The following is a 12,717-nucleotide window of genomic DNA, read 5'->3' on the forward strand; positions in this document are numbered from 1 at the left end:
GCCCGTCCCGCCCCTCACGCGGCTGCTCCCGTCAGCGCCGGAAGAGGGCACTCCAGCGGGTCGGCAGCGTCGTCCCCACGGCGTCGACCCGGGTCACCGAGACCGGGCGCAGGTCACCGGTGGCGAAGGCGTCGACCTCGGCGCGGGTCAGCGGCCACGGCGGCCCGTCACCGTCGCTGTCGATACGGGTGGTGGCGGCGGCCAGCACGATCAGGGTGCCGCCGGGCGCGACGAACGTGCCGACGGCGGCGATCGCGGTGGCCCGGATCGATGCCGGCAGGGCCTGGACGTTGTTGCTCTCCAGGACCAGGTCGAACGCCTGCCCCCACGGCGGCGGCGGGTCGAGCAGGTCGGCGACCACGTAGTCGACCGTCGTACCGGGATGCCGCTCGCGGGCCAGGCCGATCGCGGTGGCCGAGATGTCGAAGGCGGTGACCCGGTAGCCGAGGGCCGCCACGTACTCGGCGTCGCGGCCGGGACCGCAACCCACCACGAGCGCCCGCCGCCCGTCACCCGCGGGGAGATCGAGTGCCCGCAGGTGGGCACTGGGCGCGGGCACGTCCCACGGCACCTCGGCGCGGCCGGCCCGCGACTCGGCGTAGAGGTCCTCGAACCACCCGGTCGGGTCACCGGCCGCGAGGGAGGCCGCGGCCAGCCGTCGCGCGTCGCCCGCCGAGGAGGAGGCCCCGGATGGCGAGGTCATCGGGGCAGGACCCGGCGCATCTCGCGCAGCGCCTGCCGCCGCACGTCCCCGGTCAGGGTGTCGACGTAGAGACGCCCGTCCAGGTGGTCGGTCTCGTGTTGCAGGGCCCGCGCCAGGAACCCCGTCCCCTCGATGACGAGCGGTTCCCCGTGCTGGTCGAAGCCACGGGCGACCACCGACAGCGACCGCGTCGTCGAATAGCCCAGGCCGGGCAGCGACAGGCAGCCCTCCTCATCGGTCTGCTCACCGTCGAAGTCGCCGAGCACCGGGTTGACCAGGTGCCCGACGACACCCTCGACGTTGTAGGAGAAGACCCGCAGGCTGACGCCGATCTGCGGGGCGGCGACACCGGCGCGCCCCGGCTCGCGGACGGTGTCCTCCAGGTCGCGGACCAGCTCACGCAGACTCGCGTCGAATGTGGTGACCTCGTCGGCGGGGGTGCGCAGAACCGGGTCGCCGTAAAGCCGGATGGGCCGAACTGTCATGCCTGCCAGGCTATCCGGTCGTTACGCGGCGAAGAGCGCCGGGCGTTCGGTCAGGAGCATGTGCCGCAACTTGATCAGTGACCGGCGGGTCTGCGACTTGACCACGGTGATCGGCACGTCCAGCTCCTGGGCGACCTGTTCCACACTGTGGTCGGCGAAGTAGCGGAGCATGACGATGGCCCGGTCCCGCACGGGTAGCCGGGACAGCGCGTCCAGCAGGGTGATCCGCAGCTCGGGGCTGATCGAGTAGGCCGGTTCGCGCAACTGCCCGGTGAGGCTCTCGGTGGAGCTGCGGCGGCGCCGATGGTCCAGATAGACGCGCAGCAGGACCTTCTGGGCGTACGCCACCAGGTTGTCGCTGTCGACGGCGCGTTCCCAGCTCAGGAACAGCTTGGCCAGGGCGGTCTGGGTGAGGTCCTGGGCGAGGTGCCAGTCGCGGCAGAGCTGGAAGGCGGTGCTGTGCAGGCGGGCGCGGGTGTCGTGGGCGAAGCCCGCGAAATCGGCCCGCACAGGCCCGATGGTGACCCTGATGGGGGCGACCGGGTGGTCGAGGAGCTCAAGCATGTCCGCGATCTCGTCTCTCTGCCAGCCACCGGGCACGCAGGGTGCCACTGTGGACCGTCTCGGTGCCGCGCGGACACAAAGTACGCGCTCAACCCCCACTCGTGGGGGCGGATGCCGACAGTGGCACGCAATCGGTAGAGACGGCTCGGAGATCGCTATGAGCAGGCTGTGCAGGTCAGCGGCCGCGCAGCGCGGCTCGTACCGGTCCGGTCTTGGCGGCGGCCTCCTCCACTTCAGCGACGGCGACGCTGTCGATGGTGATGCCGCCGCCGGCCCAGACGTGGGCGCGGGAGCCGTCGACGGCCACGGTGCGGATGGTCAGGCCCAGGTCGAGGTGGTCGTGGCCGATCCAGCCGAGGCCGCCCATGCTGACGCCCCGGCCGACCGGTTCGAGCGCGGCGATGCGGTCCAGGGCGGCGAGTTTGGGGGCGCCGGTGACGCTGCCACCGGGGCAGACGGCCCGGAGCAGTTCGGCGAGGCCGACGTCGGGGTCCAGGTCCGCGGTCACGACCGACTCCGCCTGCCACAGACCCGACCATTCGCGTACGGCGAAGAGCTCCTCCACCCGCACCGGCCCGGTCCCCGGGAGACGGGCGAGATCGTTGCGTTCCAGGTCGACGATCATCACGTGCTCGGCGCGTTCCTTGGCCGAGCCGAGCAGTTCCCGGCGGCCGGCGGCGGTGGCCGGGCGGGTGCCCTTGATCGGCCGGGTGACGACCCGCCCGTCGCGGACCTCGATGAGGGTCTCCGGGGAGGCGGTGGCGATGGCCCACCCGTCGCCGGTCAGGACCCCGCCGTACCGGGCGCCGGCCAGTCCCGCGACACGGCGCAGCGCCGGCCCGGGGTCCCCGGTGTACGCCGCCGACGCGTGCCCGACGATGTTGACCTGGTAGACGTCGCCGCGGCCGATGGCCTCGCGGACCTGCTCGACGGCCCGGGAGTGCCCGGCCCGGGTCCAGCTCTCCCGCCACGGCCCGAGGCTCCAGGACGCGGGGCGGTCCGGTGCGGGGCCGGCCGGAACGGGAGTCCACGGCTGGCCCGACATGTCACCGGACGGTGTGACATCCCGGGCATGTCGGTAAACGACGGCGTATACATCGGGAATGCAGGGCACAGGAGAGCGCGATCCGATGACACCGCCTGCCATCACGGCCCCGGCATCGGCGGACACGTAGAGTGATGCCCCGCAGATCTCGCCAGCGCCGATCGTCTGGTATTTGTCACCCGTTCGGCCGAGGTTACGCACCGGTAGTCCGTTGTCGGCGAGGAACCCGGCCACAAGCTCGGCGGGGTCACCGGGATCACCCCGGTGCCATCGAAAGGCGCTTAACGCGTGGTGACGTGCGTGGCAGCCCACCGGAGCGCCCGGCGGACGGCCCATCGGAGGTAGCGGACAGTGGTCGACGACCGCTCCGGCGTGGAGCATGGGAGTCGAGGATCCGCGAGCCGACGCCGTCACCGGGTTGAACCAGTGTCGTTCGATGTGAGGTAACGTTCGTCACCGCAAATGTGAACCTTCACACAGCCCCCAACCGGAGTTAACCGATGTGCCAGCACCTGATCACCTGCCCCCCAGCCGACGCCACCGACCGTGAGGCCGCCCGCATCATCGCGACCTTCCAGGAGCAGGGCTGGAGCCTGCTCTGCAACGGCGTCATCGTCTTCGAGGACACCGGTGAGCTGCTGCCGGACGGCACCACGATCGAGCCGCACCGCGGACCGGCCGTGCACGCCCTGGCTGCCTGAGACACCCCACGACACGCGACGCAGCGTAGTCAATCGAGGACCACGGAAGCAGCGCAGGCCGCGATCACCGACGACCGCGACCTGCGCAACGGGAAAAACTGAGCCCTGAGCGGGTCAGTCCTCGAAAGCTTCCGGCGACGGACAGGAACACACCAGATTCCGGTCGCCGAAGGCCCCGTCGATACGCCGAACCGGCGGCCAGTACTTCGCCGTCCGGTCCACGCCCTCCGGGAAACCGGCCACGGAGCGTGAGTACGGGTGGGTCCACTCGTCAGCCGTCACCGCCGACGCCGTGTGCGGCGCGTTCGCCAGCGGGTTGTCGCCCGACGGCCACTCCCCCGCCTCGACCCGGTCGATCTCGCCCTTGATGGCGATCATCGCGGCGATGAAGCGGTCCAGCTCCGCGAGGTCCTCACTCTCGGTCGGCTCCACCATCAGGGTGCCGGCAACCGGGAACGACATCGTCGGCGCGTGGAAGCCGTAGTCGATCAGCCGCTTCGCCACGTCGTCCACACTGACGCCGGTGGCCTTGGTGATCGGCCGCAGGTCCAGGATGCACTCGTGCGCGACCAGACCGTTCTCCCCCGCGTAGAGCACCGGGTAGTACTCGCGCAGCCGCGCCGCCACATAGTTGGCCGCCAGCACCGCCGACGCCGTCGCCGCCGCCAGACCGTCCGGGCCCATCATCCGGATGTACGCCCACGAGATCGGCAGGATGCCCGCCGACCCGTGCGCCGCAGCCGACACCGCGTGGTGATCGCCCTGCTCCAGTGGGTCACCCGGCAGGAACTCGGCCAGATGCGCGCCCACCGCGACCGGGCCCACACCGGGACCGCCGCCGCCGTGCGGGATGCAGAACGTCTTGTGCAGGTTCAGATGCGACACGTCGGCGCCGAACTTCCCCGGCCGGGCGTAGCCGACCAGCGCGTTCAGGTTCGCGCCGTCCACATACACCTGGCCGCCGGCCTCGTGCACCTTCGCGCACAGGTCGGCGATCGACGTCTCGTAGACGCCGTGGGTCGACGGGTAGGTCACCATGATCGCCGACAGCTGGTCACGGTGCTTCTCGATCTTCGCGTCCAGGTCTGCGAGGTCCACGTTGCCGTCGGCGTCACACGCGACCACCACGACCCGCATGCCGGCCATCACCGCGCTCGCCGCGTTGGTGCCGTGCGCGCTGGACGGGATCAGGCAGACGTCACGGTGCTCGTCACCCCGCGACCGGTGGTAGCCGCGGATCGCCAGCAGACCGGCCAGCTCACCCTGCGAACCCGCGTTCGGCTGCACACTGACCGCGTCGTAACCGGTGATCTCGGCCAGCCACGCCTCCAGCTGCGCGACCAGGTGCTCGTAGCCCTCGACCTGGTTGCGCGGCGCGAACGGGTGGATGTTCGCGAACTCCGGCCAGGTGACGGCCTCCATCTCGGTGGTGGCGTTCAGCTTCATCGTGCACGAGCCCAGCGGGATCATGCCCCGGTCCAGCGCGTAGTCACGGTCGGAGAGCCTGCGCAGGTAGCGCAGCATGCTCGTCTCGGAGTGGTGGGTGTTGAACACCGGGTGCGAAAGGTAACCGGTGCCGCGCTCCAGCCCGGCCGGGATCGGCGTGCCGGCGGCCGCGTCGAGAGCATCGCTGCTCACACAGAGGTAGTTACCGGCGACGGCCAGAGCGAACGCGTCCCACACCCGCTGGAGCTCGGCGGCGGTGGTCGTCTCGTCGCAGGACACCGACACGTGGTCGGCGTCGACCAGGCGCAGGTCGATGCCGTACTTCGCGGCGTTCTGCACCACGGCCGACGCCTTGCCCGGCACGTGGGCCAGCACAGTGTCGAAGAAACCGTCGTGCACGACCGTCACACCCTCGACGATCCGCAGACCGGCGGCCAGGCGAGCGGTCAGGCGGTGGGTGCGCTCGGCGATGCCACGCAGACCGGCCGGTCCGTGATACACCGCGTACATGCTGGCCATCACGGCCAGCAGCACCTGCGCGGTACAGATGTTCGACGTCGCCTTCTCCCGGCGGATGTGCTGCTCACGGGTCTGCAGGGCGAGACGGTAGGCCTGGTTGCCGTCGGCGTCCTTGGAGACACCGACCAGACGCCCGGGCAGCGACCGCTCCAGGCCGGCGCGCACGGCCAGATATCCGGCGTGCGGGCCACCGAAGCCCAGCGGTACGCCGAACCGCTGCGTGGTCCCGGCGGCGATGTCGACGCCGATCTCGCCCGGGGACCGCAGCAGCGTGAGGGCCAGCAGGTCGGCCGCGACCGTGACCAGGGCGCCCTTGGCGTGGGCGGCCTCGACCAGGGCGGCGTGGTCCCGCACCGCACCCGAGGCGCCGGGGTACTGCAGGTGCAGGCCGAAGTAGTCCTCCGGCAGCTCGTCGTGGTCGACGTCGACGATCACCACGGAGATGCCGAGCGGTTCGGCCCGGGTGCGCAGCACCGACAACGTCTGCGGGAACGTGTCGGCGTCCACCGCGTACACACTGCTCCGGCTCCTGGACGCGCGCCGCGCGAGCGTCATGGCCTCGGCGACCGCGGTGGCCTCGTCGAGCATCGACGCGTTGGCGGTGGTCAGACCGGTCAGGTCGGTGACCATGGTCTGGAAGTTGAGCAGCGCCTCCAGACGGCCCTGGCTGATCTCCGGCTGGTACGGCGTGTACGCCGTATACCACGCCGGGTTCTCCAGCACGTTCCGCTTGATCACCGCGGGCGTGACGGTGTTGTAGTAGCCGAGCCCGATCATCGGGGTGGCCAGCACGTTGCGGGCGGCGATCGACCGGAGCTCGGCGATCGTCTGCTCCTCGGAGGCCCCGGCCGGCAGATCGAGGTCACCGTGGAAGCGGATCGACTCCGGGATCGCCGCGTCCATCAGTTGCTCGACCGAGCCGTACCCGATCGCCTTGAGCATCTGGGTCTGCTCGTCGGGGTCCGGGCCGATGTGCCGGGAAACGAACGGGGACGTCATGGGCGACTCCTGGCGTGAGAAGGTCGAGAAGCAACCTCCCCCTCTGTCATACCCCGATTGCGGGCATTTCAGAGTTGCCAACCCGCGCGGTCCTTTTGCCTGAAAGTTTCCGGGGAGGATTTGCCTCTTCGGCGCCGTGTGAACGGACTCTCCCGCGCTGCGACCAACCTACCAGCGGGCATGGGGAAGATCGGGAGTCCTAGGGTGTGCGATGTGACGTACTTCCCTGCCGCCGACCGCTACGCCGACATGATCTACCGGCGTGCTGGTCGCAGCGGCCTCAAGCTCCCCGCCATCAGCCTGGGCCTCTGGCACAACTTCGGTGACGGCCGTCCCGCCGACCGCCAGCGCGACATCGTCCGCCGTGCCTTCGACCTCGGGGTGACGCACTTCGACCTGGCCAACAACTACGGACCGCCGCCCGGCAGCGCCGAGACCAACTTCGGCCGCATCCTGGACGCCGACTTCCGCGCCCACCGCGACGAGATGATCATCTCGACGAAGGCCGGATACACCATGTGGGACGGGCCGTACGGCGACTGGGGCTCCCGCAAGTACCTGGTGTCGTCCCTCGACCAGTCGCTGGCCCGGCTCGGCCTCGACTACGTCGACGTGTTCTACCACCACCGGCCCGACCCGGAGACGCCGCTGGAGGAGACGATGACCGCGCTCGACGCGATCGTCCGCTCCGGCAAAGCCCTCTACGTCGGCATCAGCAACTACAAGAGCGCCCAGGCCGCCAAGGCCGCCGAGATCCTGCGCGAACTGGGCACGCCGCTGCTGATCCACCAGCCGTCCTACTCGATCCTCAACCGGTGGATCGAGCACGACCGGCTGCTCGACACGCTGGCCGACGTCGGGGCCGGCTGCATCGCGTTCAGCCCGCTCCAGCAGGGGCTGCTCACCGACCGCTACCTGACCGGCATCCCCGACGACTCGCGGATCCGGACCAGCGTGTTCCTCAACGAGAGCGCCCTGGACGACAAGACCCTGGGCCGGCTGCACGCGCTCAACGACATCGCCAAGCGGCGCGGGCAGACACTCGCCCAGCTGGCGCTGGTATGGGCGCTGCGCGACGAGCGGATGACCAGCCTGATCATCGGCGCGTCCAGCGTGCAGCAGCTGGAGAACAACGTGGCCGCGCTCGGCAACCCGGCGCTCGACCAGAGTGAGCTGGACGAAATCGACGCGACGGTCCTTGAACTCTGACCGTATCCTCCGGGCTCATGATCGAGCTCGTCGAACGGCACACGGCCCTCGCGGTCGTGGTCGGGTCCCGCGCGTACGGCCTGGACGGCCCGGACTCCGACCACGACCGCCGGGGTGTGTTCGTGGCGCCGACCCGCGACTTCTGGACCCTCGACAAGCCGCCCACCCACCTGGACGGGCCCGCCGAGGAGCAGTTCTCGTGGGAGATCGAGCGGTTCTGCACGCTCGCGCTCCAGGCCAACCCGACCGTCCTGGAAGTGCTGTGGTCGCCGCTGGTCACCTTCCACAACGCCGACGGCGACGCCCTCACCGGCGTCCGGGGCGCGTTCCTCTCGACCCGGCTGGCCGAGACCTACGGCAGCTACGCGCGCGACCAGCTGGCCAAGGTCGCCAACCGGTACGAACGGACCGGGGAGATCAACTTCAAGCAGGCCATGCACATGGTCCGGCTGCTGATGGCCGGGATACACGTGCTGCGTACCGGCGAAGTGCTCGTCGACGTGTCGGACCGCCGCGCGGAACTGCTGGCGATCAAGCACGGGGAGCGGCCCTGGCACGAGGTGTCCGCGTGGGCCGGGCGACTCCAGGAGGAACTCGCCGACGCGGCCGCCTCGACGTCGCTCCCCCCGGCCCCGGACCGTGCCGCCGTGGACCGGGTGCTGGTAGCCGTACGGGAAAGGAATCTCTGAATGACCACCGTCGTGCCGCAGTGGGCCGCCGACGCCGCCGCCGGACTGCCGTATCCCCTGCTCTTCGCCACCGTGAGCGGCGCACACCTGTACGGGTTCGCCTCCGTCGACTCGGACCTGGACCTGCGCGCCTCGCACGTGCTGCCGCCGGCCGAGGTCGTCGGGCTGCGCACCGGCCCCGACACGATCGAGCACTCCGGCATCCGCGACGGCGTCGAACTGGACATCGTCAGCCACGACCTGCTGAAGTTCGCAAAACTCCTGAACAGCCGCAACGGATACGTTCTGGAACAGCTGCTGTCACCGCTCGTGGTCGTCACCTCCGACGTCCACGCCTCGTTACGGGAGCTGGCACCCGGGCTGATCACCAGCAACCACGCGCACCACTACCTCGGGTTCGCGGCCACGCAGGAACGGCTCTACCACAAGATCGGGCAGCTCAAGCCCGCTCTCTACACCCTTCGCGTGCTCCTCACCGGCATCCACCTGATGCGCACCGGAGAACTGCAATGCGACCTCGGCATCCTCGGTGAACGGTTCGCCTACGTGCCGGAACTCATCGCCATCAAGCGCGAGGCCGAACACGGCCCGTTACCGGCGCGGGCGGCGGCACATCTCGCGGCCGACATACCCGCGCTGCGCGCCGAGCTCGAAGAGGCGAGGGACAACAGCAAGCTTCCGGGGTACGCCGACCCGGCGGCCGTGGACGCACTGAACGACCTCGTCGTGCGCACCCGCCTGGGTCACGCCTCGGTGACCACCGGCAGCAGCCCGTCCGGCGTCGCGTAGAACAGGAAGTCGCGCAGACCCTCCACCCGGTTCAGCTCGCCCGGGCGGCCGGCACGCTCGACGAGGAACGGCTGCGCGGCGATCCGGTCGCGCAGCCCGTCGAACGGCCAGTCCGCCCCGAAGTGCCGCCGCAACCGCGCCATCGTCGCGACGTCCGCCACCCCGTCGACCCAGATGTCAGCATGTGCCGGCAGGTTCCACCAGCACCGCTCCGAGCTGCGGAAGCAGCCCGGAAGGTGCCGCGCCGGCTCGCGCCGCCGAGCCTGCCACCAGGTTCCGTCGATCGTCACCTCGCCGGTGTTGAGCAGGCGCGTTCTCGAACCAGCCGACATCGACCGGCGGCACCGTGCCCCGCAGCCGCACCGGCAACCGGACACCGTGCGCCTCGACGTAGTGGGCCAGCCCCTCCGGCCACGTGTAGTCCACGCCGTCGGTCAGCACCGCCTGACCGTTGGCTGTACCACACAGATCGCACCGCCACGGGGTCATCCGCACCACGAACACGGTGCCCGACCGCAGATAGGCGACCGTCTCCGGGTCCGGCCCCTCGCCGGTGACGAAAGCGCACACGTCGGGCCAGCTCTCGGCCAGCGGCTCGGCCCACTCCCCGATGGCCCGCAACATCCGTGTCACGGTGGTGAATCTACGGGTGCGCTGCAAGGATCGGGGACATGGAGTACCGGTACGTCGGGGGCAGCGGACTTCGGGTCAGCGAGCTGTGCCTCGGGACGATGACATTCGGCAACGAGGCGGACCAGACCGCCTCCCACGCGATCCTCGACCACTACGTCTCGGCGGGCGGTGACTTCATCGACACCGCCGACGTGTACGCGGGCGGCGCCTCCGAGGAGATCATCGGACGCTGGCTGGCACGGCAGCGGCGGGACTCGCTGGTGATCGCGACCAAGGCGTTCTGGGCGACCGGGGACGCCGGCAACGACCACGGCGGCGGGCGCAAACATCTGATCTCCGCGGTGCACGCCAGCCTGCGACGGCTCGGAACCGACTACATCGACCTGTACCAGCTGCACTGCTTCGACGAGACGACACCCGTCGAGGAGACCCTGTCGACGCTGGACACGCTCGTGCGTACCGGGAAGGTCCGGCATCTCGGGGTGTCCAACTATGCCGCGTGGCAGCTGCAGAAGTCGGTCGACGTCGCCCGGTTCCGCGGCTGGGAACCGTTCGTGGCCGCCCAGCCCCTCTACAACATGATCGACCGGGAGATCGAGACCGAGCTGGTCCCGGTCTGCCGCAACGAGGGCGTCGGCATCATCCCGTGGTCGCCGATGCGCGGCGGCTGGCTGACCGGCAAATACCGGCGCGGCATGACGTCGGCGCCGGCCGGCAGCCGGTGGGACGGCGACAAGCAGCCGTGGCTCGGCAACTGGCAGGACAGCGTCGACGAGCGCGTCTGGGCCGTCACCGACGCCCTCATCGACGTGGCCTCCACGCTCGGCCGCAGCCCCGCCCAGGTGGCGTTGCGCTGGCTGTCCCAGCGGCCCGGGGTGACCGCCCCGATCGTCGGCGCCCGCACCGTCGACCAGCTCGCCGACAACCTGGGCGCGACCGGCTGGAGCCTCGACGAGAAGCACATGGAACAACTGACCGCCGCCGGCGCACAGCCACTCCCCTACCCGCACGCTTATCTGGCCAGGTCACCGCGGCGTCGCTGATTTCTGTCGTACGCCGGGTTTAGGCTGCCGCTCGTGAAGACCATCACCACCGCCGACTGGGATGCCGGGGCCGGCAAGTTGCGCCGGCACGAGCAGGTCCAGTTCTCCGGGCTGGACCTGTGCGAGACCGACCTGGAGGGCGTCGAGTTCTCCGAGTGCGTGTTCCGCGACGCCCGGTTCAACTGCGCGCAGGCCGTCGACATGGCCTTCCTGAACTGTCGCTTCGTCAACTGCAACTTCTTCGACGCCACGTTCACCAACTGCAAGGCGGTCGGGAGCAGCTTCGAGGGGTGCGTCTTCGACCTGACCACCGTCGACGGCGGTGACTGGTCGTTCATCGTCATGCCCCGCGCCGACCTGGGCAGCGCCACCTTCACCGGGGTGCGGATGCGCGAGGCCGACCTGACCGCCGTCCGCTGCCGCAACGGCACGATGCGCAACCTCGACCTGTCCGCCGCCCAGCTGACCGGCGCCGACTTCACCGGCTGCGACCTGCGCGGCACCGACCTGCACGCTTTCGACCCACGCAACCTGGAGCTACGCGACGCGGTGATCACCGCCGACCAGGCGGTGGTGCTGGCGATGGCGCTCGGCTTGCAGATCCGGGACGCCTGATGTCCCCCACATCCCCGGCCTCCCCGCCACCACCGTCCGGCGACGCCCGCGATCCGCAGCCGTTCACCGTCTCACCACCGGACGGCCACGCCGACACTCCGCCGTCCTCCAGCACCGCGCCACCCTCCAGCACTCCGGCGCCCTTCACCACCGGGCCATCCACCAGCGCTCCGGCGTCCTCCAGCACCGGGCCATCCACCAGCGCTCCGGCGTCCTCCAGCACCGGGCCATCCACCAGCGCTCCGGCGTCCTTCATCACTCCGGCGCCCTTCAGCACTCCGGCGCCCGGCGGATCCCGTACCACTCCGCCGCGGCCTTTCGACATCGCGGCGCACTTTCCCGAGCTGCGGGCGCTCGCGATGACGACGACCCGGCTGCATCCGCGGCCGGGTGCGCCGACGGTGGCCGACAGTTCGGTCGGCGGGCCGCTGCTGTGGCCGGCCGACGAGCCGTGGCCGTTCTGCCAGGACGGCGACAAGCATTACGTGCACCAGCTCCACAAACCGGCGACGGTCCGCCGCGACCGGGAGATCCAGGCGGCAGCCCGGGGGCGTAATCTGACCGCCGCAGAGCGTGACGAGATGTCCGGGTGGGACTTCTCCGAGCCCCACGAGCTGGTCGCCCAGCCGATCCCGCTGATTCCGGTCGCCCAGCTCTACCGGCGCGACATCCCCGACTTCATCGGTCCGGACGACCGTGACCTGCTCCAGGTCCTGTGGTGCCCGCTCGACCATCCCGACGACGGCTACAACCCACGGGTGCGGGTGCTCTGGCGCCGGACCACCGACATCATCGGCCCGCTCACCGTGCCACCCGACCCACCGGTGGTCCGAGACGACTACCTGCCGACGGCCTGTGCAGTGCACCCCGAGCACATCGTGGAGTACCCACCACCGGACGTGCTGCCACCCGACCTGTGCGAACGGATCAACGAGTGGGAGGAGGACCTCGACGAGGATTTCTCCTACGAATCCGACCTGTCGCTGGCCCCCGGGTGGAAGGTCGGCGGTTTCGCGGACTGCTCGGTGCCCGACGTCTGGGAGTGGGAGTGCACGGAGTGCGGCGCCGAGATGCGGCTACTGCTCGCCGTCGCCAGCGGCGAGTGGGGAGACGGCGAGAGCTGGCGGCCGCCCCAGGATCCCCCGGGCACCGACTGCTACATCACCGACATCTGCATCGGCCGGGGCTGGGACCTGAACATCATGCAATGCCCAGCCTCCTACGACCACCCGATCATCGCCTTCGGCAACTGACCCTCGCCCACCGTCGCCGGCCGT

The 12,717-nt window shown here is 70.3% G+C and carries 14 protein-coding genes and 1 riboswitch; of the genes, 7 read left to right on the plus strand and 7 right to left on the minus strand.

All coding sequences use genetic code 11. The features are described 5' to 3' along the window. Nucleotides 1-31 precede the first annotated feature (31 nt). The 4 genes from ACFO0C_RS26655 to ACFO0C_RS26670 all read right to left on the minus strand — a co-directional run bounded on the left by ACFO0C_RS26655 (nucleotide 32) and on the right by ACFO0C_RS26670 (nucleotide 3,178). Nucleotides 32-703, minus strand: a complete 672-nt coding sequence (locus tag ACFO0C_RS26655; protein ID WP_378069422.1) for a class I SAM-dependent methyltransferase — start codon at nucleotides 701-703, stop codon at nucleotides 32-34. Then, a complete protein-coding gene (gene def, locus ACFO0C_RS26660) occupies nucleotides 700-1,188 on the minus strand; it encodes a peptide deformylase (protein WP_378069423.1) in 489 nt (162 codons plus the stop codon). Before def ends, ACFO0C_RS26655 begins: the two co-directional genes overlap by 4 nt. Before the next feature lie 21 nt (nucleotides 1,189-1,209). Next, entirely contained in the window at nucleotides 1,210-1,752 is a 543-nt protein-coding gene (locus ACFO0C_RS26665) for a sigma-70 family RNA polymerase sigma factor (protein ID WP_378069424.1), read from the minus strand. Nucleotides 1,753-1,927: 175 nt separating this feature from the next. After that, entirely contained in the window at nucleotides 1,928-3,178 is a 1,251-nt protein-coding gene (locus tag ACFO0C_RS26670; RefSeq protein ID WP_378069425.1) for a chorismate-binding protein, read from the minus strand. A 119-nt stretch (nucleotides 3,179-3,297) separates the two neighbouring features. On the opposite strand from ACFO0C_RS26670, the gene ACFO0C_RS26675 reads away from it, so the two are divergent. Beyond that, nucleotides 3,298-3,498 (plus strand): DUF5999 family protein, encoded by a 201-nt coding sequence (locus tag ACFO0C_RS26675; RefSeq protein ID WP_093621362.1) that lies wholly within the window; start codon nucleotides 3,298-3,300, stop codon nucleotides 3,496-3,498. 114 nt (nucleotides 3,499-3,612) lie between these two features. Here ACFO0C_RS26675 and gcvP read toward each other — a convergent pair whose 3' ends face one another. After that, complete coding sequence (gene gcvP / locus ACFO0C_RS26680; protein WP_378069426.1) at nucleotides 3,613-6,462, minus strand: aminomethyl-transferring glycine dehydrogenase; 2,850 nt, start codon at nucleotides 6,460-6,462, stop codon at nucleotides 3,613-3,615. Between the two features lie 77 nt (nucleotides 6,463-6,539). Next, nucleotides 6,540-6,627: riboswitch (glycine riboswitch) on the minus strand. A gap of 15 nt (nucleotides 6,628-6,642) precedes the next feature. Between gcvP and mgrA the strand changes: the two genes are divergently transcribed. The 3 genes from mgrA to ACFO0C_RS26695 are packed head-to-tail and all read left to right on the plus strand — an operon-like array spanning nucleotide 6,643 to nucleotide 9,149. Next, nucleotides 6,643-7,671 (plus strand): L-glyceraldehyde 3-phosphate reductase, encoded by a 1,029-nt coding sequence (gene mgrA, locus ACFO0C_RS26685; protein ID WP_378069427.1) that lies wholly within the window; start codon nucleotides 6,643-6,645, stop codon nucleotides 7,669-7,671. Nucleotides 7,672-7,688: 17 nt separating this feature from the next. Continuing rightward, a complete protein-coding gene (locus tag ACFO0C_RS26690; protein WP_378069428.1) occupies nucleotides 7,689-8,360 on the plus strand; it encodes a nucleotidyltransferase domain-containing protein in 672 nt (223 codons plus the stop codon). Next, complete coding sequence (locus ACFO0C_RS26695) at nucleotides 8,361-9,149, plus strand: nucleotidyltransferase domain-containing protein (protein WP_378069429.1); 789 nt, start codon at nucleotides 8,361-8,363, stop codon at nucleotides 9,147-9,149. It begins immediately after the preceding gene. Here the strand turns inward: ACFO0C_RS26695 and ACFO0C_RS26700 are convergent. Then, complete coding sequence (locus tag ACFO0C_RS26700; RefSeq protein WP_378069430.1) at nucleotides 9,104-9,310, minus strand: hypothetical protein; 207 nt, start codon at nucleotides 9,308-9,310, stop codon at nucleotides 9,104-9,106. The two genes, ACFO0C_RS26695 and ACFO0C_RS26700, sit on opposite strands and share 46 nt — an antisense overlap. A gap of 16 nt (nucleotides 9,311-9,326) precedes the next feature. Beyond that, on the minus strand, nucleotides 9,327-9,782 hold the full coding sequence (locus ACFO0C_RS26705) for a hypothetical protein (protein ID WP_378069431.1): 456 nt from the start codon (nucleotides 9,780-9,782) through the stop codon (nucleotides 9,327-9,329). Nucleotides 9,783-9,820: 38 nt separating this feature from the next. On the opposite strand from ACFO0C_RS26705, the gene ACFO0C_RS26710 reads away from it, so the two are divergent. From ACFO0C_RS26710 to ACFO0C_RS26720, 3 genes are read left to right on the plus strand one after another with little or no spacing between them, the layout of a single operon-like run. Continuing rightward, nucleotides 9,821-10,825, plus strand: a complete 1,005-nt coding sequence (locus tag ACFO0C_RS26710) for an aldo/keto reductase (protein ID WP_378069432.1) — start codon at nucleotides 9,821-9,823, stop codon at nucleotides 10,823-10,825. A 33-nt stretch (nucleotides 10,826-10,858) separates the two neighbouring features. After that, nucleotides 10,859-11,440 carry a pentapeptide repeat-containing protein gene (locus ACFO0C_RS26715; RefSeq protein ID WP_378069433.1) on the plus strand — a complete coding sequence of 194 codons (582 nt, stop codon included), beginning with the start codon at nucleotides 10,859-10,861 and terminating at the stop codon, nucleotides 11,438-11,440. Continuing rightward, a complete protein-coding gene (locus ACFO0C_RS26720) occupies nucleotides 11,440-12,693 on the plus strand; it encodes a hypothetical protein (RefSeq protein ID WP_378069434.1) in 1,254 nt (417 codons plus the stop codon). The genes ACFO0C_RS26715 and ACFO0C_RS26720 overlap by 1 nt, the downstream gene beginning before the upstream one ends. Nucleotides 12,694-12,717 lie beyond the last annotated feature (24 nt).

Source organism: Actinoplanes subglobosus (assembly GCF_042650585.1).
GTDB classification, from domain to species: Bacteria; Actinomycetota; Actinomycetes; order Mycobacteriales; family Micromonosporaceae; genus Actinoplanes; species Actinoplanes subglobosus.

What these genes read in the sequence shown, in the direction of transcription:
- ACFO0C_RS26720 (WP_378069434.1), top strand. Translation starts at nt 11,440, where the DNA reads ATGTCCCCCACATCCCCGGCCTCCCCGCCACCACCGTCCGGCGACGCC.
- mgrA (WP_378069427.1), top strand. Translation starts at nt 6,643, where the DNA reads ATGGGGAAGATCGGGAGTCCTAGGGTGTGCGATGTGACGTACTTCCCT.
- gcvP (WP_378069426.1), bottom strand. Translation starts at nt 6,462, where the DNA reads ATGACGTCCCCGTTCGTTTCCCGGCACATCGGCCCGGACCCCGACGAG.
- ACFO0C_RS26665 (WP_378069424.1), bottom strand. Translation starts at nt 1,752, where the DNA reads ATGCTTGAGCTCCTCGACCACCCGGTCGCCCCCATCAGGGTCACCATC.
- ACFO0C_RS26690 (WP_378069428.1), top strand. Translation starts at nt 7,689, where the DNA reads ATGATCGAGCTCGTCGAACGGCACACGGCCCTCGCGGTCGTGGTCGGG.
- ACFO0C_RS26655 (WP_378069422.1), bottom strand. Translation starts at nt 703, where the DNA reads ATGACCTCGCCATCCGGGGCCTCCTCCTCGGCGGGCGACGCGCGACGG.
- ACFO0C_RS26710 (WP_378069432.1), top strand. Translation starts at nt 9,821, where the DNA reads ATGGAGTACCGGTACGTCGGGGGCAGCGGACTTCGGGTCAGCGAGCTG.
- ACFO0C_RS26695 (WP_378069429.1), top strand. Translation starts at nt 8,361, where the DNA reads ATGACCACCGTCGTGCCGCAGTGGGCCGCCGACGCCGCCGCCGGACTG.
- def (WP_378069423.1), bottom strand. Translation starts at nt 1,188, where the DNA reads ATGACAGTTCGGCCCATCCGGCTTTACGGCGACCCGGTTCTGCGCACC.
- ACFO0C_RS26670 (WP_378069425.1), bottom strand. Translation starts at nt 3,178, where the DNA reads ATGCTCCACGCCGGAGCGGTCGTCGACCACTGTCCGCTACCTCCGATG.
- ACFO0C_RS26675 (WP_093621362.1), top strand. Translation starts at nt 3,298, where the DNA reads ATGTGCCAGCACCTGATCACCTGCCCCCCAGCCGACGCCACCGACCGT.